11 protein-coding genes and 1 tRNA gene are annotated in these 19813 nt (G+C 43.8%); 9 read left to right on the top strand and 3 right to left on the bottom strand.

What is annotated here, in order from left to right; translation table 11 throughout:
- Positions 1-15 precede the first annotated feature (15 nt).
- Positions 16-1497, top strand: a complete 1482-nt coding sequence (gene gltD / locus NST22_RS10165; RefSeq protein ID WP_003231462.1) for a glutamate synthase small subunit — start codon at positions 16-18, stop codon at positions 1495-1497.
- Positions 1498-1553: 56 nt separating this feature from the next.
- On the opposite strand, the gene NST22_RS10160 is transcribed toward gltD, so the two are convergent.
- Complete coding sequence (locus tag NST22_RS10160; protein WP_004399251.1) at positions 1554-2543, bottom strand: zinc-binding dehydrogenase; 990 nt, start codon at positions 2541-2543, stop codon at positions 1554-1556.
- A 127-nt stretch (positions 2544-2670) separates the two neighbouring features.
- On the opposite strand from NST22_RS10160, the gene yofA reads away from it, so the two are divergent.
- Positions 2671-3528: a LysR family transcriptional regulator YofA gene (gene yofA / locus NST22_RS10155; protein ID WP_003231468.1), complete on the top strand. Its 858-nt coding sequence runs from the start codon at positions 2671-2673 to the stop codon at positions 3526-3528.
- 100 nt (positions 3529-3628) lie between these two features.
- Here yofA and ggt read toward each other — a convergent pair whose 3' ends face one another.
- Entirely contained in the window at positions 3629-5392 is a 1764-nt protein-coding gene (gene ggt / locus NST22_RS10150) for a gamma-glutamyltransferase (protein WP_003231470.1), read from the bottom strand.
- A 184-nt stretch (positions 5393-5576) separates the two neighbouring features.
- Here ggt and NST22_RS10145 point away from each other — a divergent pair, with 184 nt between their 5' ends.
- From NST22_RS10145 to NST22_RS10135, 3 genes are all read left to right on the top strand, one after another.
- Positions 5577-5807, top strand: a complete 231-nt coding sequence (locus tag NST22_RS10145) for an excisionase family DNA-binding protein (protein WP_003231472.1) — start codon at positions 5577-5579, stop codon at positions 5805-5807.
- Between the two features lie 316 nt (positions 5808-6123).
- The gene (locus tag NST22_RS10140; RefSeq protein WP_003231473.1) at positions 6124-6669 is read left to right on the top strand and encodes a site-specific integrase; all 546 of its coding nucleotides are present in this window, start codon (positions 6124-6126) and stop codon (positions 6667-6669) included.
- Between the two features lie 52 nt (positions 6670-6721).
- Positions 6722-6794: transfer RNA gene (locus NST22_RS10135), tRNA-Arg, on the top strand.
- Between the two features lie 93 nt (positions 6795-6887).
- Here NST22_RS10135 and iseA read toward each other — a convergent pair.
- The gene (iseA, locus tag NST22_RS10130) at positions 6888-7433 is read right to left on the bottom strand and encodes a DL-endopeptidase inhibitor IseA (protein WP_004399558.1); all 546 of its coding nucleotides are present in this window, start codon (positions 7431-7433) and stop codon (positions 6888-6890) included.
- A gap of 284 nt (positions 7434-7717) precedes the next feature.
- On the opposite strand from iseA, the gene NST22_RS10125 reads away from it, so the two are divergent.
- The 4 genes from NST22_RS10125 (at position 7718) to ppsA (ending at position 19797) form a co-directional block, all read left to right on the top strand.
- A complete protein-coding gene (locus NST22_RS10125) occupies positions 7718-9109 on the top strand; it encodes an MATE family efflux transporter (RefSeq protein WP_004399508.1) in 1392 nt (463 codons plus the stop codon).
- Between the two features lie 133 nt (positions 9110-9242).
- Entirely contained in the window at positions 9243-10220 is a 978-nt protein-coding gene (gene galM / locus NST22_RS10120) for an aldose 1-epimerase (protein WP_003231479.1), read from the top strand.
- A 33-nt stretch (positions 10221-10253) separates the two neighbouring features.
- Positions 10254-11729 (top strand): D-alanyl-D-alanine carboxypeptidase/D-alanyl-D-alanine-endopeptidase, encoded by a 1476-nt coding sequence (dacB, locus tag NST22_RS10115; protein ID WP_004399303.1) that lies wholly within the window; start codon positions 10254-10256, stop codon positions 11727-11729.
- Positions 11730-12111: 382 nt separating this feature from the next.
- Positions 12112-19797: a plipastatin non-ribosomal peptide synthetase PpsA gene (gene ppsA, locus NST22_RS10110; RefSeq protein WP_010886523.1), complete on the top strand. Its 7686-nt coding sequence runs from the start codon at positions 12112-12114 to the stop codon at positions 19795-19797.
- The last annotated feature ends 16 nt before the right edge of the window (positions 19798-19813 follow it).

Genomic DNA, 19813 nt, shown 5'->3' with positions numbered 1-19813 from the left:
GAAGGGGAGAGGAACATGGGGAAACCAACTGGATTTATGGAGATCAAACGAGAAAAACCTGCGGAGCGGGACCCTCTCACTCGCTTAAAGGATTGGAAAGAATATTCTGCTCCTTTTTCAGAAGAAGCATCGAAACGGCAAGGGGCGCGGTGTATGGATTGCGGTACACCGTTTTGCCAGATCGGTGCGGACATTAACGGATTTACATCCGGCTGTCCGATTTACAACTTAATTCCTGAATGGAATGATCTTGTCTACCGGGGCAGATGGAAGGAAGCATTGGAACGTCTGTTGAAAACAAACAACTTTCCTGAATTCACAGGGCGGGTATGCCCCGCTCCTTGTGAAGGATCATGCACTTTAGCGATTTCAGATCCGGCCGTATCAATTAAAAACATCGAGCGGACCATTATCGATAAAGGATTTGAGAACGGCTGGATTCAACCTAGAATTCCAAAAAAACGAACAGGCAAAAAAGTGGCCATCGTCGGGTCAGGCCCAGCCGGACTGGCGAGTGCTGACCAGCTGAATCAAGCGGGACATTCCGTCACTGTTTTTGAACGAGCAGACAGAGCGGGCGGCCTTTTAACATACGGCATTCCAAACATGAAGCTTGAGAAGGGCATTGTAGAACGCCGAATTAAATTGCTGACGCAAGAGGGAATTGATTTTGTCACGAACACAGAAATCGGTGTTGACATTACAGCTGATGAGCTAAAGGAGCAATTTGATGCTGTGATCTTATGCACAGGCGCTCAAAAACAGCGGGACCTCTTAATCGAAGGACGCGACTCAAAAGGAGTCCATTACGCAATGGACTACCTCACACTTGCAACAAAAAGCTATTTAGATTCTAATTTTAAAGACAAGCAATTCATTGATGCCAAAGGGAAAGATGTCATCGTAATCGGAGGCGGAGATACAGGAGCTGACTGTGTGGCTACCGCTCTGCGTCAAAAAGCCAAAAGCGTGCACCAATTCGGCAAACACCCGAAACTTCCGCCAGCCCGCACGAATGACAATATGTGGCCTGAACAGCCACACGTCTTTACGCTTGAATATGCATACGAGGAAGCAGAAGCAAAATTCGGAAGAGATCCGAGAGAATACTCCATTCAAACGACAAAAATGGTCGCGGATAAAAACGGAAAGCTGAAAGAGCTTCATACCATCCAAATGGAAAAAGTGAAAAATGAGCATGGAAAATACGAGTTCCGCGAGCTGCCTGGAACGGAAAAAGTATGGCCTGCTCAGCTTGTCTTTATCGCTATCGGCTTTGAAGGCACAGAACAGCCGCTGTTGAAACAGTTCGGTGTTAATTCAGTAAATAACAAAATCAGTGCAGCATATGGGGATTATCAAACAAATATCGATGGTGTATTCGCCGCAGGGGATGCAAGAAGAGGGCAAAGCTTAATCGTATGGGCGATTAATGAAGGCCGTGAAGTGGCGCGTGAAGTGGATCGATATTTGATGGGGAGTTCAGTTCTTCCGTAAATAAAGGGGATTATCATATAAGAGAAACCGGTCTGGCTGCCAGCCGGTTTCTTTTTTTATTCCATTACGATCCCGATGTTTCCAAACTGTCTGCCTTCCTGCATTCTTTTATATGCTTCACATGCTTTTTCTAAAGGATATATCCGGTCAATTACAGGCCGCAGCTTATGTTTGTCAATGAAAGCGAGCATAGCTTGAAATTCCTCACCGCTTCCCATCGAGGTTCCCAAAACATTGACCTGAGGAAAGAATAAAGAACGCACCGGAAAACTGAGATTATCCCCTGAGCTTGCCCCAAAGCTGACAATACGGCCATTTGGTTTTACATGGCGGAAGTATTCCGAAAAGAGGGCAGGTCCTATGCTGTCAAGAACAACATCTATCTTTTTTCCCTGCAACTGCTCATCCCAATTGCTGTAGCTGTCAAATGCGTAATCAGCACCTAATTTCAGCGCCTTTTTTCTTTTCTCCTCACTGCGGGAGGTCACGCTTACTGTTGCCCCAATCGCCTTAGCCATAAATAAAGCGTAGGTTGCTACACCGCTGCCGATGCCGGGTATCAATAGATGCTCGCCTTTTTTTAATTGCCCCTTTGTAAACAGAGCCCGATATGCAGTTAAAGCGGATAAAGGTAAAACGCCCGCTTCTTCCCAAGATAAATAAGCAGGTTTTTTGATTGCATTTTGTGAAGGAATGATCACATATTCAGCAAGTGTTCCGTCCGAAGGACCTCCCAGAATCTCAGGTACAGGTGGAACATTTTCTGTCAAATCCCAGTTCAATGTCGGGAAAATGACTACTTCTGTCTGAACAGTAACATTTTTCACGCCTTCACCAATCTCTTCGATGATACCCGCGCCGTCAGAACCCAGTATCATGTGAGGATCTTGTTCAGATTTGTTTTTCATAAGAAACAAGTCACGATGATTCAGGCCTGCAGATTTTAATTTAACCTTTACCTCTCCGTATCCAGGCTTTGTTGATGGAACGTCCTGAACTGATAACCCCAGAAGACCGGCTTTTCCGTTGTGAATTACAGCTTTCATGCTGTCTGCCTCCTCATTAATTGTATTTTCATATCTTTACATATTTTACATAGCGGTTTTCTTCGAGTAAAATGAACAAATATGATAGCCAATATCACTTTTCATCATAGCAAGCAGGTGAGAGCGCGTGGAAAGCGGAGATTTAAAGATTTTTCAGGCTGTTGCTCGCGAAGGAAGCATAACGAAAGCAGCCCAAATGCTGAATTATGTTCAGTCGAATGTGACAGCCAGAGTGCATAACCTTGAGGAAGATTTGAATATCAGGCTTTTTCATCGAACGAATCGGGGAATGAAGCTGACTGCTGCAGGAGAAAATCTTTTACAATATGCAGATCAAGTATTATCGCTGTTAGACCAAGCTGAAAAATCGACCCGAATGAGCAGGCAACCAAAAGGGCCTTTGCGGATCGGATCACTGGAAACAATGGCGGTAACGCATCTGCCTGAGCATGCAGCATCCTTCCTCAGGCGTTTTCCTGAAGTGGATTTATCAGTGAACACAGCTGATACGCATCATTTGATTCAACAGGTTCTTGATCATAAAGTTGATGGCGCTTTTGTATATGGGCCGGTTGAACACGCTGCAGTTAGACAACTCCATGTCTCCCATGATGAATTAGTTTTGATTTCATCACGAGAAGGGACGGCAGAAGACATGCTTCAGCAGCCGATGCTCTTTTTTGGGGCTGGCTGTTCTCATCGTGACAGGGTCAAAAGATTACTAGAGGAAGCAGGCATACACAATCAAAAAATCATAGAGTTTGGCACATTGGAGGCTATTATAAAAGGTGTTTCCGCCGGGATGGGTACGGCGCTGCTCCCAAAGTCCGCTGTTGACGGCTCCGAGCATCGTACAAATGTATGGATTCATCAGCTGCCACCATCATATCAAGACTTAGAGATCGTCTTTATATACAGGAAAGACTTTTTTATTACGAGTGCGTTTCAGACATTTCTTGATGAGATAAACGAAATGAAAAGATGAAGATAGACGTGCATTAGCAGAATAAAGACGTTTGTCAGTTTTTATTTTAAAGATCTGCATGAAAAAACTGTACTCATTTGAAGCGAGTACAGTTTTTTATTTATTTACGTTTTAAATTAATGCCGATCGCCGCGCCGTTTCTGCTTGAATCAGCTACACCTTTAAAGGTGCCGTTTTCATGGTCGATCGATATACTTTGCACGTTTCCGATATCCACCGGACTTGTGCCGAATTTGTGGCCCATGCCGTTTAGCTTGCTGAGGACATCTTTAGGAACTCCGTCTTCGTAACGGTAAGAGCTCATGCTGTTTGTGTAAATTCTCGGCTCTTCAACAGCTGCTTTTAATTCCATACCATATTCAATGTGGTAGAGAATGGTTTGCAAAACGGATGAAATAATTGTGGCCCCGCCAGGAGATCCAACCGTGAGGACAGGCTTGTCATCCTTAAATAAAATCGTCGGGGTCATGCTGCTTAAAGGCCGTTTGTTTGGCTGTACTTCGTTAGCTCCGCCTGGTATCGCATCAAAATCCGTTAATTCATTGTTTAAAATAACACCGTAATCAGGGACCATAATACCCGTTCCGAATAGCTGTTCGATTGTTGTTGTATAAGAAACAACATTTCCCCAACGGTCAGCAACTGTAAAGTGGGTTGTTTGGCCTTCTACTTTGTCTTTCGGCTGTTCAACTTGTTTATAGTTTGCTGATCCTTCTTGGTATTTCCAAGGGTCACCGGCTTTCGGTTTTTTATTCACTTGATCTAGGTTGATTAATTGCTGGCGTTCTTTAATATAATCGGGGTGAAGCAGGCCTTTGAGAGGAACATTTACAAATTCGGGATCACCTGCGTAAGACGCACGGTCGGCATATGACAAATGCATCGTTTCAGCAAGCAGCTGATATTTTTCCCATGAGCGGACATCGTATTGTGAAAGGTTAAAATGATCAAGGATTTTCAGCATTTGCAATAAGAAAATACCGCCGGAGCTTGGAGGAGGAGTAGTAGCGATTTGATAGCCTTGATAATCTCCCCAAATCGGTTCATCAATTGTAATGTCGTAATTTTCTAAATCTTTTTCTGTCATTGATCCGCCGAAATCCTGGACAGTGTCAGAAAGCGTCTTGGCGAATTTTCCTTTATAAAAAGCGTCAGTGCCTTTGGAGCGAATAAGCTTAAATGTTTTAGCCAAATCCTTTTGAATAAGGGTATCTCCTTCTTTAAGCGGTTCGCCATTTGGTAAAAATACATCTTTTGCGGCAGTCCGTGAAAGCTTTTCCTGATAATCAGAAATGGCCTCTGCCAACACCGAATCAATCGGAAAGCCTTTTTCAGCGAGTTTAATAGAAGGGGTAATTAATTGCTTCATCGAACGGGTTCCCCATTTATCCAAGGCTTCTTCCAGCCCTTTCAGAGTGCCTGGAACACCAACGGCAGTACCTTTTGTTACACGTTCAGAGAAAGGAATTGCTTTGCCGTTTTCGTCCAGAAACATATCAGGAGTTGCGCCTGCTGGAGCACGCTCACGGCTGTCGATTATCGTTGTATCCTTCGTTTTTCCGTCATACACCATCATAAAACCGCCGCCGCCAATACCTGACATCATCGGCTCTGTTACATTGAGTGCAAATTGAATGGCAACCGCTGCGTCAATAGCATTTCCTCCTTTTTTCAGCACATCAGCACCGATTTCAGAAGCAAGAGGATGTGCGGTCGCAACCATGCCGTCTTTTCCAACATCTACTTGTTTGTACTCATCGTAGCTTTTGGGCGGTTTTTTAGCTTCCGCGTGAAAAGGGACACTTCCAGCGACTAACAGAACACTAAGCAGAGCTGTTAAACAGACGTTCCACGTTCTTTTCATGTTCTCCCTCCTATATGAAGCTGTATTGTTACAATCTTAGCGTAAAAAAATTACAGCGTTTTCACAAGTGACAAATGGTATATTATATAGTGCATAATGCCGTTTTTCTGTGCAAAATTGATTATATTGATATGAGCCATGTGCTATATTAGAATCAGCATACGGATTAAGAAGGGACTGCTATATGTATTTAACGATTGAAGAAACAGCAGAATATACAAATCTTTCAGAGGATTATATTAAAAGCCTGGTGCTCGAAGGGAAAATCAGAGCCGTTCATGACGGAGAGCAATTTTTGATTTATAAAGAGCAGTTCAAAACGCATCTCGAACAGCTGGAGAATTACAAAGCACTTGTGCAGGAAATATTAAATGAACCGATCCCGGAAGATATTGATGTAAAGGATGAGGATTAGGACACAATTTGAAGTTGTGTCTTTTTTTTATGTTTTTTTGCGGAAGCTCCAGAAAATTGGGAGCGTCAGATTTCGTTTTAAGAGGATTTTTGAGGATTAGTAGGGGGATAAGTATCCAAGAGATTAAAAGCTTTATAAGAGGCTTTAAAGCTTATTTTATAGGGTGAAGGTTTTAAGAAGCTTTTTTAAAAGCTTATGTAACACTATGTATATTATGTTACATTAACGCCGCTGCACTTTGACATTCAACGTTTTTCAGCTATAATAGTAACATAGACCTCAAAACGTTACATGACGGTTTTTAAGGAGTTTTTTGATGCATATTGTACAGCCGATTCGCAGTCTAGAGAAAATCCAAGAAGTCAAACAGTATTTGCTTAACAAAAACAAGCGGGATTATTTTCTGTTTATTTTCGGCATCAACAGCGCGCTCCGCATTTCTGATATTCTGCCGCTGCAAGTGAAGGACGTTCAAAATAAAGATCATTTATGGGCGACTGAAAGCAAAACGAAAAAGAAAAGAAAGATTCTTATTTTAGAATCGCTGAAACAGGAAATATACGAGTATACGAAAGACATGAAGGAAAACGAATATCTTTTTAAATCAGTGCGCACCAGGAAGCCGATTTCCCGCATTCAGGCCTACAGAATTTTAAGAGAGGCCGCTGCGGCGTGCGGACTTGAGGAGATAGGGACGCATACACTCCGGAAAACGTTTGGCTATCATTTTTATCAGCGAACGAAAGACATCGCCGAGCTGCAGAGAATACTGAATCATTCATCACCATCAATTACAATGCGGTATATCGGTATTGATGAAGATACAACAAGAGCCGCATATAAGGTTTTTGGAGGGCTTTAATACAAATCGCTTGAAAATATTGATCATCAGAGCTACTATATAAATACCAAAAGCTCTAGTAGCACAGCGGATAGTGCAGCAGTTTCCTAAACTGCAGGTCGGGAGTTCGAATCTCTCCTAGAGCGTTATATTCACAAAAAGACAACAGGCACTTTTCGCCTGTTGTCTTTCTTTATGCAAACCAAATAAAAAACGCCCGCTTATACCGGGCATTTTTCTTATATAACTGCGTCAAATTGATTGACTTTCCATTTTTTATTTTCTTTCACGAATGTCACTTTCCGTTTTGCAGAAGGGGATCCGTCTAATGTAGGGACGGTAAATTCGTATGTGATTGTGCTGCCTTTTTTAGAGATCAGTTTAGCAGTTGATTTTTTCCAATTCAAAAGATTGTCTCCGTCACCGATTGGAACAGCAAGTTTTCCTTTTGAAACAGTGAAATGATAATCTTTAAAGCCTTTTTCGATTGCTGTTTTTGTAAAAATAGGAGTTAAATAATTCACCGCTTTTGCTTTAGTGCCTAGATCGCTGCACATGTATACATATTGAAGATTTTGATACTCGAATGTGCCTGATGGGCAAACTGCTTTTTTCACCTTCGGATTGTGGCCGCTCATGGTGTTCCAAAAATGTTCTCTAGCGGATAATGCCAACTGTAATGCTTGTTTTTGTGATAAATCGCCTGATGTATTTTTCGCAAATGCATTTGTGCTTAATGACAGAATAAGTGCAATGGTTGTTAGAAATAGAAGACATTTTTTCATTATCGCTCTCTCCTTCAAAATCTCTTTCTCTTATGTTACAAATGTTACAATAATTACGGATAGATTACAATACTTTTGCATAAATTATTTTTTTATTCTTTTACTCACAAAAAATACGCCATTACTTGCTAGTTTATTCTTCATAAGCTAAAAAGATGTGTAAAATTAGAAGAATCGGGAAGGGTTTCATATGTGCAGTGATGAATAATAACATGTTACATATCCTGTTTTTGTCAAAAAGAGGGCATGTTTAAAAACGATTTCAAATAAAGGAGTCCTTTAATATGGAAACATCACAAGAACCTCTTGTAACTCAAAAGAAAAGCAAACCATCAGTTTGGCGGTCGATGTCACTCTTTTTAGTGCCGCTTCTGCTGAGCAATGTGCTGCAATCAGTCGGCCAGCTAGTCGGGATGATGGCTGTAGGCAGATGGCTCGGTGTTGATGCAGTGGCAGCTGTATCATCCTTTTTCCCGTTATTTTTTCTTTTAATCTCATTTACAATTGGGATCGGTTCAGGAAGTTCGATTCTGATCGGACAAGCTTACGGAGCGAAAAATGAGGAACGGCTAAAGGCTGTTGTCGGGACGACGCTCACGTTTACATTTTTATTAGGCGTTGTGTTAGCCGTTATCGGCAGTATTTTCACCCTGGATATCCTTCGTTTAATGGGAACACCTGAAAATGTCATTCATGTCAGCGCTAACTATGCACGTATTTTATTTTATGCTATGCCATTTATGTTTTTATATTTTGCATATACTACCTTTTTGCGCGGAACAGGAGATTCCAAGACACCGTTTTATACGCTGATTGTGAGCACGGTCATCAACATCGCGCTTTTGCCTGTTTTAATCCTTGGCATGTTTGGTTTTCCGAAACTGGGCATATACGGCTCGGCATATGCAACTGTCATTTCCACGATTGCGACTTTTCTCGTGTTAATGGTGTATTTACGAAAGCGAAAACACCCGCTGCAATTTGATAAAACAGTGCGTCGTTATTTGAAAATGGATAAGGAACTGCTGGTTCTTCTGCTGCGTCTTGGGGTCCCAGCAAGCATCAATATGATTCTTGTCTCATTATCAGAGATAGCGGTTATTTCATTCGTCAATCATTACGGCTCTAATGCAACAGCTGCATACGGAGTGGTCAACCAGGTGGCCAGCTATGTACAGATGCCGGCCGTCAGCCTTGGTATTGCGGTTTCTATTTTCGCTGCGCAATCGATCGGAGCGAACGAGTTTGACCGTTTAAAGCAGGTCATTCGCGTGGGGATTTGGCTGAATTATATTATTGGCGGCGTACTGATCATTCTGATCTATGTTTTTTCACATCAGATTTTATCGTTATTTTTAACCGAGCAAGAGACGCTTTACATTGCGCACCGTCTTTTGATGATTACATTGTGGAGCTATTTGCTGTTTGGAAATGCCCAAATTATTTCTGCAACGATGCGGGCAAGCGGAACGGTTTTATGGCCGACCGTCATCAGTATTTTTGCAATCTGGGGAGTAGAGGTGCCTGTCGCTTTCGTCCTTTCTCACTATACAAAGCTTGAAATACTCGGCGTCTGGGTTGGTTATCCAGCTGCGTTTGCCGTCAGCTTGCTGTTGATTTATGGGTATTATCAATTCGTCTGGAAAAAGAAACAAATCACCCGTCTCATCCAATAGCCTCCGAATCACACCGTTCATAAGTTTGAACGGTGTTTTTTTATTTGATAGGGGAAAATATAAAATGGAGGAAATATGGTACAGTACATTGAATTCTTATACTAGCAATGAATCAAGGAGAGGTTGAGTAAACATGGCAAACTTTATTGAGAAAATCACGTATTTGGGAACGCCGGCCATCAAAGCGGGCAACGAACATCTAGAAATGATTGTTGTCCCTGAGTGGGGGAGCAACGTCATTTCTCTCGTGGACAAAACAACAAAAGTCCAGCTTTTGCGTGAACCGGAAACAGCAGAAAGTTTTCACGACACACCAACATTGTATGGCATTCCAATCCTGTTCCCGCCTAACCGCATAAGTGACGGTACATTCAGTTTCCGGGGCAGAACGTATCATTTTGATATCAACGAGAAGGATAAACACAACCATCTTCATGGGTTTCTTTACCATGAAAAGTGGAACGTAGTGACCGCGAAGAAAACTGATGAAGAAGTGATTGTTGAAACAGAAATTGATCTTTCTGAGCTCCCCCATGTGTATAAGCAATTTCCTCACCATGCCGTCGTTCGGATGACATACACGATCAAGGAGAATACCCTATTTAAACATGCGACGGTCATGAACAAAGGAAAGGAAGCGTTTCCTTGGGGAATTGGGTATCATACTACATTTGTGTTTCCGGCAGAAAGCTCGTTATTCTCCCTGACAGCAGATCAGCAATGGGAGTTGGATGAACGCCTGCTGCCGACCGGGAAGCTGATGGATGTCCCGTATAAAGAAGCTTTGCATGAAGGAATGGATTTGCGCCACAAGCACCTGGATGATGTCTTTTTATCTTCTTATCAGAAGAGGGGCGGAGAAAACCAGGCAGTCATTTATCATCAGCATGCACATATCAGCATTATTTATAAGGCAGATGAACAGTTTAAACATTGGGTTGTATACAATGCGGACGGAAAACAAGGGTATTTATGCCCTGAACCTTACACATGGGTGACAAACGCAGTGAATCTTGATTTACCTTCGTCACTCACTGGTTTACAAGTGCTGGAGCCGGGAGAAGAAACGACAGCTAAAAGCAGTATCACCATTGAACTGAATCATCAATAGCCAATGATGAAGCGCAGAGAGGCGGGGAAATTAATGAAAAAAAGCATAAAGCTTTATGTTGCTGTTTTACTGCTTTTCGTCGTTGCTTCGGTGCCTTATATGCATCAGGCTGCGCTTGCCGCTGAAAAACAAGATGCACTTTCCGGGCAGATCGATAAGATTTTAGCTGATCATCCTGCCCTCGAAGGCGCAATGGCCGGCATCACCGTTCGCTCTGCGGAAACAGGTGCTGTTCTATATGAACATTCAGGAGACACCCGAATGAGGCCTGCCTCTTCTCTAAAGCTTTTGACAGCGGCCGCGGCACTTTCTGTCCTTGGCGAGAACTATTCTTTTACAACCGAGGTCCGGACGGATGGAACACTGAAAGGGAAAAAGCTGAATGGTAACCTTTATTTGAAAGGGAAAGGCGATCCGACACTTTTACCATCTGATTTTGACAAAATGGCTGAGATATTGAAACATTCCGGCGTAAAAGTAATTAAAGGCAATCTGATCGGTGATGATACGTGGCATGATGACATGCGATTATCACCTGATATGCCTTGGAGCGATGAATACACATATTATGGCGCGCCAATCTCCGCTCTAACAGCGTCTCCAAACGAAGACTATGATGCAGGCACTGTGATTGTTGAGGTCACCCCAAATCAAAAAGAAGGGGAAGAGCCTGCCGTGTCTGTCTCTCCGAAAACCGATTATATAACGATAAAGAACGATGCTAAAACGACTGCTGCCGGTTCAGAGAAAGACCTCACAATCGAAAGAGAGCATGGAACAAACACGATTACAATTGAAGGGAGCGTACCGGTTGACGCAAACAAGACAAAGGAATGGATTTCTGTCTGGGAGCCTGCCGGATATGCCTTAGATTTATTTAAGCAGTCACTAAAAAAACAAGGTATTACTGTGAAAGGGGACATCAAGACGGGTGAAGCACCTAGTTCTTCAGATGTGCTGCTCTCTCATCGCTCAATGCCTTTATCGAAACTTTTTGTGCCGTTCATGAAATTAAGTAATAACGGACATGCCGAAGTGCTCGTAAAAGAGATGGGGAAAGTGAAAAAAGGAGAAGGGAGCTGGGAAAAGGGGCTCGAAGTGTTAAACAGTACGCTTCCGGAATTTGGTGTTGATTCTAAATCACTCGTCTTAAGGGACGGATCAGGAATCTCACATATTGATGCTGTATCCTCAGATCAACTTTCACAGCTGTTATATGACATTCAGGATCAGAGTTGGTTCTCGGCTTATCTAAATTCTTTACCTGTTGCGGGGAATCCTGACAGAATGGTGGGCGGAACGCTGAGAAACCGCATGAAAGGCACTCCTGCACAAGGAAAAGTAAGAGCAAAAACCGGATCGCTCAGTACGGTAAGCTCTCTATCGGGGTACGCAGAAACAAAGAGCGGAAAAAAACTTGTTTTCTCTATTCTTCTAAATGGATTGATTGATGAAGAGGATGGAAAAGATATTGAGGATCAAATCGCTGTCATTTTGGCAAATCAATAATAGCGGGAGACCTGTTTTCCAAGAGAAAACAGGTTTTTTTATGTCTGTAATAACGCTTTGTCGAACCTTCCAACAATTAGAAGAATGATGCACAAAAGAAAATTAGTCCGATTAAAAAGTAGTGTATAAGACCTTATGTAAAACAATACTTTTATCACTTTATATCCGGAAATTTGATAAAAAAAGAAACGAAAAATAAAGAAATAATACTATATTCAAAAAAAATGTTATAAAAATTTAATGTTTTTTATTGTACTTTAAAAAATATCCGTTAATATAGTGCATATATGGATTATATAGTCATATAATTTCTTTTATTGTCATTTTTCTGCTTTTTTCTACATTTTCTTATCCTCTTATTATGAGAACTGGAGGGAATCCGTTGAGCGAACATACTTATTCTTTAACCCATGCCCAAAGGAGAGTGTGGTTTACCGAACTGCTGGAGCCAGATACCAGCATTTGCAATCTTACAGCTTGTGTGAAATTTAAAGGCAATATTGAGCTTGATACTCTGGAGGGAGCACTGAATCATTCCATCTCCCGCAACGACGCCATTAGATTTCAGCTGTTAGAAGGAGAAGAGCTTGAGCCTCGATTGCACCTTACTGAATATAAATATTATCCACTTAGAATAATTGATTTTTCAAATGTTGAAATGATAGAAATAGAGCAATGGATTCAGGATCAAGCGAGCATTCCATTTAAACTGTTCAACTCGCCTCTTTTTCAATTTTACCTCCTTAGAATTGACTCTCATGAAGTTTGGCTATTTGCGAAATTCCATCATATCATAATGGATGGAATCTCTTTAAATGTGATGGGAAATCAAATTATAGATCTTTATCAAAAAATGAAAAAGAAAGATCCTTTACCTGATCAGCCGGAACCTTCTTACTTGAGCTACATCGAAAAAGAGAGTCAATATCTACAATCTCCACGGTTTGCAAAGGACCGTTTATTTTGGACGCAAACCTTTGAGCACCCGTTGGAATACCACTCGTTAGCCGACCAGACGTCCTTACAAAAACAGAGCACATCTGCATCCAGAGACACCATCATTCTTTCACCTGATCTAGAGCAAACGATTCGAATCTTCTGCGAAGAACACAAGATCAATATCATTTCCTTATTTATGGCTTCATTTTACATATGCATCAGCCGAATCACTTCTAAAAAAGATCTTGCCATTGGCACCTACTATGGCAACAGAGGTTCAAAGGCTGAAAAAGAAATGCTCGGCATGTTCGTTAGTTCCCTTCCAATCAGAATAACGGTTGATCCTGACACAGATTTTCTTTCCTTTGTCCGCACAATAGGCAGGGAACAGCTTTCTGTTATGCGTCATCAACGGTTTCCTTATAATTTGCTTGTAAATGAATTAAGAAATGAACAGAAGGATTTACACAACCTTATCGGTATATCTATGCAGTATCAGCCACTTCAGTGGCACAATGCAGATGATTTTGACTATGAAACAGCGCTTTATTTCAGCGGATACACCGCGAACGAACTTTCAGTTCAAATACAAGAACGGATAGACAATGGAACCATTCAATTAAATTTCGACTATCAAAATACCTTGTTTTCTCTTGAGGATATTAAACGAATACAATCTCATCTGCTTACCATACTGGAAAACGCCCTTAAACATCCGCACAGCTTTATAAGAGAATTAGATATGACGAATACAAGAGAAAAGCAAAAATTGTTGTATGAGTTTAACAAGACGGAAGCTGTTTCGCCTAAAGCTTTCACCCTGCATGGGCTGTTTGAGCGACAGGCAGCTTTCACACCGGAGCGGCTGGCCATTCGCTTTTCAGGCGGTTCGCTGACATACGCTGAGCTTGATATGTACGCCAGCCGGCTGGCTGCGCACCTTGCGGCACGCGGCGTCACAAACGAAAGTATCGTCGGTGTCCTGTCTGAACGCTCACCTGACATGCTGATCGCTGTCCTTGCTGTATTGAAGGCCGGCGGGGCGTATTTGCCGCTTGATCCTGCGTATCCAAAGGAGCGGCTGAGCTACATGCTGAAAGACAGCGGGGCATCGCTCTTGCTGACACAGCCGGGATGCTCCGCACCAAACTTTTCTGGCGAAACGCTTGAAGTGGACATGACATCTCTTGCGAGCGAAAAAGCAGAAAACCATGAGTTTACTCCTGCTGACGGCGGATCTCTCGCCTATGTCATCTATACATCGGGCTCTACCGGGCAGCCGAAAGGAGTGGCCGTTGAGCACCGTCAGGCTGTTTCCTTTCTGACCGGCATGCAGCACCAGTTTCCGCTTTCGGAAGATGACATTGTCATGGTGAAAACCTCTTTTTCCTTTGATGCGTCTGTGTGGCAGCTGTTTTGGTGGTCGCTTTCCGGTGCTTCGGCGTATCTGCTTCCGCCCGGCTGGGAGAAAGACTCCGCATTGATCGTACAAGCCATTCATCAGGAAAACGTGACAACGGCTCATTTTATTCCGGCTATGCTGAACAGCTTTCTCGATCAAGCGGAAATCGAAAGGCTGAGTGACAGGACAAGCCTAAAGCGTGTATTCGCCGGAGGTGAACCGCTTGCGCCGCGTACGGCAGCCCGTTTTGCTTCTGTATTGCCGCAGGTATCATTAATCCATGGTTACGGGCCGACAGAAGCAACGGTAGACGCGGCATTTTACGTATTGGATCCAGAACGGGACAGGGATCGTTTGCGGATTCCGATTGGGAAGCCCGTACCTGGTGCGCGTTTGTATGTTTTAGATCCGCATTTAGCCGTACAGCCTTCCGGTGTCGCCGGCGAACTGTACATTGCCGGAGCGGGTGTTGCCAGAGGTTATTTGAATCGGCCGGCATTAACGGAGGAGCGTTTTCTTGAAGACCCGTTTTACCCGGGGGAACGCATGTACAAAACCGGGGATGTGGCGCGCTGGCTCCCTGACGGGAATGTTGAATTCCTCGGGCGCACGGATGATCAGGTAAAAATCCGCGGCTACCGGATTGAGCCGGGAGAAATTGAAGCGGCACTAAGAAGCATAGAAGGCGTAAGAGAGGCGGCTGTTACCGTACGGACAGACAGCGGGGAGCCGGAATTATGCGCTTATGTAGAAGGGCTCCAAAGAAACGAAGTGCGTGCACAGCTTGAGAGACTGTTGCCGGGCTACATGGTCCCAGCCTATATGATAGAGATGGAACAGTGGCCGGTTACGCCAAGCGGAAAGCTCGACCGAAACGCCCTGCCAGCTCCTGGCGGAGCGGCAGATGCGGAGACCTACACGGCGCCGAGAAACGTGACTGAGATGAAGCTTTCTCAGCTGTGGGAGGACGTGCTGAAAAATGGCCCTGTCGGGATTCACGACAACTTTTTTGACCGCGGGGGACATTCCTTAAAAGCAACGGCGCTTGTCTCACGGATCGCCAAAGAATTCGATGTACAGGTGCCGCTAAAAGATGTGTTTGCCCATCCGACAGTAGAAGGACTGGCTACCGTTATCCGTGAAGGAACGGACAGTCCATATGAAGCGATTAAGCCCGCTGAAAAACAGGAAACCTATCCGGTTTCCTCTGCCCAAAAGCGGATTTATGTCCTTCAGCAGCTGGAGGACGGAGGGACAGGCTACAATATGCCGGCTGTGTTAGAGCTCGAAGGGAAGCTCAACCCTGAAAGGATGGAGAGAGCTTTCAAAGAGCTGATCAAGCGCCACGAGTCGCTTCGGACCTCCTTCGAACAGGACGCAGGAGGCGATCCGGTGCAGCGCATCCATGACGAGGTGCCGTTTACGTTACAGACTACAGTTCTCGGCGAACGAACCGAACAGGAGGCCGCAGCCGCATTTATCAAACCGTTTGATCTCAGCCAAGCGCCGCTGTTCCGTGCCCAAATCGTAAAGATATCAGATGAGCGGCACCTGTTGCTGGTTGATATGCATCACATCATTTCAGACGGTGTTTCCGTCAACATTCTGATTCGGGAATTCGGCGAGCTGTACAATAATCGGAATCTTCCGGCACTGCGCATTCAATATAAAGATTATGCCGTATGGCGAGAAGGATTCAAAACAGGAGACGCGTACAAAACGCAAGAGGCGTACTGGCTGAAGCAGCTCGAGGGCGAGCTGCCTGTGCTGGATCTTCCGGCTGATCATGCCCGCCCGCCGGTGCGAAGCTTCGCGGGTGACAAGGTCTCATTTACGCTGGATCAAGAGGTTGCATCAGGCCTTCACAAGCTGGCACGTGAAAACGGAAGCACACTGTACATGGTGCTTCTTGCGGCTTACACCGCGTTCTTGTCACGCTTAAGCGGACAGGAAGATATCATCGTCGGCTCGCCAATTGCCGGCCGGCCGCACAAGGATCTTGAGCCGATACTCGGCATGTTTGTGAACACGCTGGCGCTTCGGACGCGCCCGGAGGGCGGGAAGCCATTCGTACAGTATTTGCAGGAAGTGCGTGAGACAGCATTGGAAGCCTTTGAGCACCAGGATTACCCGTTCGAAGAGCTTGTCGATAAGCTTGAATTGACACGAGATATGAGCCGGAACCCAGTGTTTGATGCGATGTTTATCCTTCAAAATGTGGAAAAACAAGACATAGATCTGAGAGAAATAAAAGTCCGGCCTGCCAATTTCGCACATCACATTTCCTTATTTGATATCACATTAATAGCTACGGAAATAAGTGGATCTATTTGCTGCGAAATGGAATTTAGTACAGAAGTATTCCTGAAAGCTACGATTGAACGCTGGGCTGATCATTTTATCGAATTTCTGCATGAGGCACTTTCAACTCCTGAAACAAGCCTTGCACAAATAAACATACTTAGTGATAAAGAAAAACAAAAAATAGTCTTTGAATTTAACAAAACTCAAGTTGAATTTGCTCAAAAAGATATTCCTTTTCATCGCATATTTGAAGCGAAAGCTGAAGAAAATCCAGAACATATAGCTGTTATTGATAACGAAACAGAGATTAGCTATCGCCTTCTAAATGAAAGAGCCAATCGTCTGGCACGAACATTGCAAAACAGAAAAGGACCGAAGCCAACTGTGGCTGTTTTAGCCAAGCGGTCCATCGATGCAATTGTTGGAGTTCTGGCAGTGATGAAAGCTGGCGGAGTGTATATCCCAATCGATGCACATTATCCAAAAGCTCGTATTGAATACATTCTTCGTGATAGCGGGGCAGATATTCTTCTTTTACAGAGAGAGTTGAAGCATTTGATTTCGAACTCGCCTGAATCTGAGATGTCTCACATCTTCCTTGACGATGAGGGCTCTTTTGAAGAAAGTAACTGCAACCTTAACTTATCTCCTGCTCCTGAAGAGCCGGTATATATCATTTATACGTCAGGAACGACGGGTGCGCCTAAAGGTGTTATTGTCACCTATCAGAACTTTACTCATGCTGCTCTTGCTTGGCGTCAAATTTATGAACTGGATCGGAAGCCTGTCAGACTGCTTCAAATCGCGAGCTTTTCATTCGATGTCTTCTCAGGAGATTTGGCGAGAACATTGACCAACGGCGGGACTCTAATCGTTTGCCCAGATGAAACACGGCTGGAACCTGCTGAAATATATAAAATCATTAAATCTCAGAGAATCACGGTGATGGAGTCGACACCGGCTCTCATTATCCCGGTGATGGAGTATGTATACCGTAACCAGTTCAAGCTTCCTGACTTAGACATACTGATTCTTGGTTCCGACATGGTGAAAGCTCAAGATTTCAAAACATTGACAGATCGCTTTGGCCAAAGCATGCGCATCATTAATAGCTATGGTGTCACAGAGGCAACCATTGATTCGAGTTTCTATGAAACCAGTATGGGTGGAGAGTGTACGGGAGATAACGTACCAATCGGCAGCCCGCTGCCGAATGTACACATGTACGTACTCAGCCAGACTGATCAAATTCAGCCGATCGGTGTTGCCGGCGAGCTGTGCATCGGCGGGGCAGGTGTTGCGAAAGGCTATCATCATAAACCTGACTTAACGCAAATGAAATTTACAGAAAATCCATTTGTCTCTGGAGAAAGGCTGTACAGAACCGGTGATCGAGCATGCTGGCTTCCAAACGGAACGATCCGGCTTCTTGGCCGAATGGATTATCAAGTAAAGATAAATGGATACAGAATTGAAACAGAAGAAATTGAAAGTGTTCTGCTTCAAACGGGGCTTGTCAGAGAAGCTGCTGTTGCCGTTCAGCATGATAAAAATGGACAGGCTGGTTTGGCAGCATATATTGTGCCTTCAGACGTCAATACGAATGCTCTCCGTGCTGCTTTAACAAAGGAACTGCCAGCGTATATGATTCCTGCATATCTGATTCCTTTAGTAAACATGCCGCTGACCCTAAACGGAAAGCTGGACAGAAATGCCTTGCCGGCTCCAAATAATGTGTTATCGCGTCCATATACCGCACCAGTTAACGACTTACAAAAAACGATGGCGTATATATGGGAAGATGTACTGAGCATGTCACGAGTCGGCATTCACGATTCCTTTTTTGAGCTTGGCGGAGACTCAATTAAAGCATTACAAGTGGCAGCACGTCTGGCAGCTGAAGGCTGGAGCATGACAATACGCGACTTATTCCGTTATTCAACGATTCAGGAACTATGCGGACATATCACACCATTGGCATCTCAAGCGGACCAGGGACCTGCGGAAGGTGAAGCTGAACTCACCCCGATTCAGCGAAGATTTTTCGGACAGGTACATGCTTTTCACTATCATTACAACCAGTCCGTCATGCTTTTCAGTGAAAAAGGATTCAATGCTAACGCGCTTCATCTAGCGCTGCGTAAAATAACCGAGCATCATGATGCCATTCGCATGATTTTCCAACGTGACCAAAACGGCCATGTCATTCAGTTTAATCGCGGAATCAATCACAAGGATCATGAACTGTTTGGCCTTTATATTTCAGATTGGACAAAAGCATCGCTGGAAAGGGCTCATCTTGATGAAAAACTTGCCGCTGAGGAAACCGTCATTCAAAGCAAAATGAATGTAGAAAAAGGGCCCTTACTGCAAGCAGGTTTGTTTAAAACGGCAGAAGGGGATCATTTGCTGATTGCACTTCATCATCTTGTGATAGATGGCGTTTCTTGGAGAATTCTGCTTGAGGATTTAGCTGCAGCATATCAACAGGCTTTAGAAAAGAAAGAAATCCAATTACCGCCAAAAACGGATTCTTATTTATCCTACGCCGATGGTCTTACCCAAATAGCTGAAAGTAAACAATTGCTTTCAGAGAAAACGTATTGGCAAACGATTTTAGACGCTCACACTGCTTTTCTTCCTAAGGACATAGAAAATGTGCCAGACAAACTCCAAATGAACAGCGACGCAGCAGCGTTTGTACTATCCGGGGACTGGACTGAAAAATTGCTGTTTGAAACCCAGCAAGCCTATGGTACTGATGCCAACGAACTTTTGCTTACGGCTTTAGGAATGGCGCTTTCTGAATGGACTGGGCATGACCAAATCGTGATCAGCACTGAGGGACACGGTAGAGAAGGGCATGTGCCAAACATTGATATTTCAAGGACAGTTGGATGGTTTACCTCCATTTATCCTATTCTGCTAGACATGGGTATTCCCGAGCCTTTCGAGGATCAGCTCGCATACCGAATTAAGACGACAAAAGATATGCTGAGAAGAGTACCGAACAAAGGAACTGGATACGGATTGTTAACACACATAGGAGAACTGCGGCATAAAGAGCCTGAGGTCAGCTTTAATTATCTCGGTCAATTTAGCGAAGAGAAGGAAGTTGAAACGTTTCAATTATCATATTACCAGCCCCGTTACGAAATAGCGGGTGAGAGAGAACGAGAGTATGAGCTGGACATCAATGCTCTCATTACGGACGGACGGCTTCACGTAAAAGCGGTATACACCCAAGTGTTCAGCAAACACTCAATTGAGTGCTTTATGGATCGTTTTCACAGGCATCTTATCGAGACGATTGAGCATTGTTCGCAGAAAAAAGCACGCGAAAAAACATTGAGCGATTTCAGCAATAAAGAATTAACGTTGTCTGCATTATCTAGCATCGAAGATCTCGTGAAAGATCTTTAACTTTTGAAAAGGTGTG

Source organism: Bacillus sp. PS237 (assembly GCF_037963345.1).
GTDB classification, from domain to species: domain Bacteria; phylum Bacillota; class Bacilli; order Bacillales; family Bacillaceae; genus Bacillus; species Bacillus subtilis.
The sequence above is the reverse complement of the archived record's forward strand: the minus strand, read 5'-3'. Positions and strand labels throughout refer to the sequence as shown.

Bases quoted from the DNA above. Each gene is read 5' to 3' on its own strand.
- galM (WP_003231479.1), top strand. From the start codon at position 9,243: ATGGCAAACTTTATTGAGAAAATCACGTATTTGGGAACGCCGGCCATC.
- dacB (WP_004399303.1), top strand. From the start codon at position 10,254: ATGAAAAAAAGCATAAAGCTTTATGTTGCTGTTTTACTGCTTTTCGTC.
- gltD (WP_003231462.1), top strand. From the start codon at position 16: ATGGGGAAACCAACTGGATTTATGGAGATCAAACGAGAAAAACCTGCG.
- NST22_RS10160 (WP_004399251.1), bottom strand. From the start codon at position 2,543: ATGAAAGCTGTAATTCACAACGGAAAAGCCGGTCTTCTGGGGTTATCA.
- NST22_RS10125 (WP_004399508.1), top strand. From the start codon at position 7,718: ATGGAAACATCACAAGAACCTCTTGTAACTCAAAAGAAAAGCAAACCA.
- NST22_RS10140 (WP_003231473.1), top strand. From the start codon at position 6,124: ATGCATATTGTACAGCCGATTCGCAGTCTAGAGAAAATCCAAGAAGTC.
- NST22_RS10145 (WP_003231472.1), top strand. From the start codon at position 5,577: ATGTATTTAACGATTGAAGAAACAGCAGAATATACAAATCTTTCAGAG.
- iseA (WP_004399558.1), bottom strand. From the start codon at position 7,433: ATGAAAAAATGTCTTCTATTTCTAACAACCATTGCACTTATTCTGTCA.
- ggt (WP_003231470.1), bottom strand. From the start codon at position 5,392: ATGAAAAGAACGTGGAACGTCTGTTTAACAGCTCTGCTTAGTGTTCTG.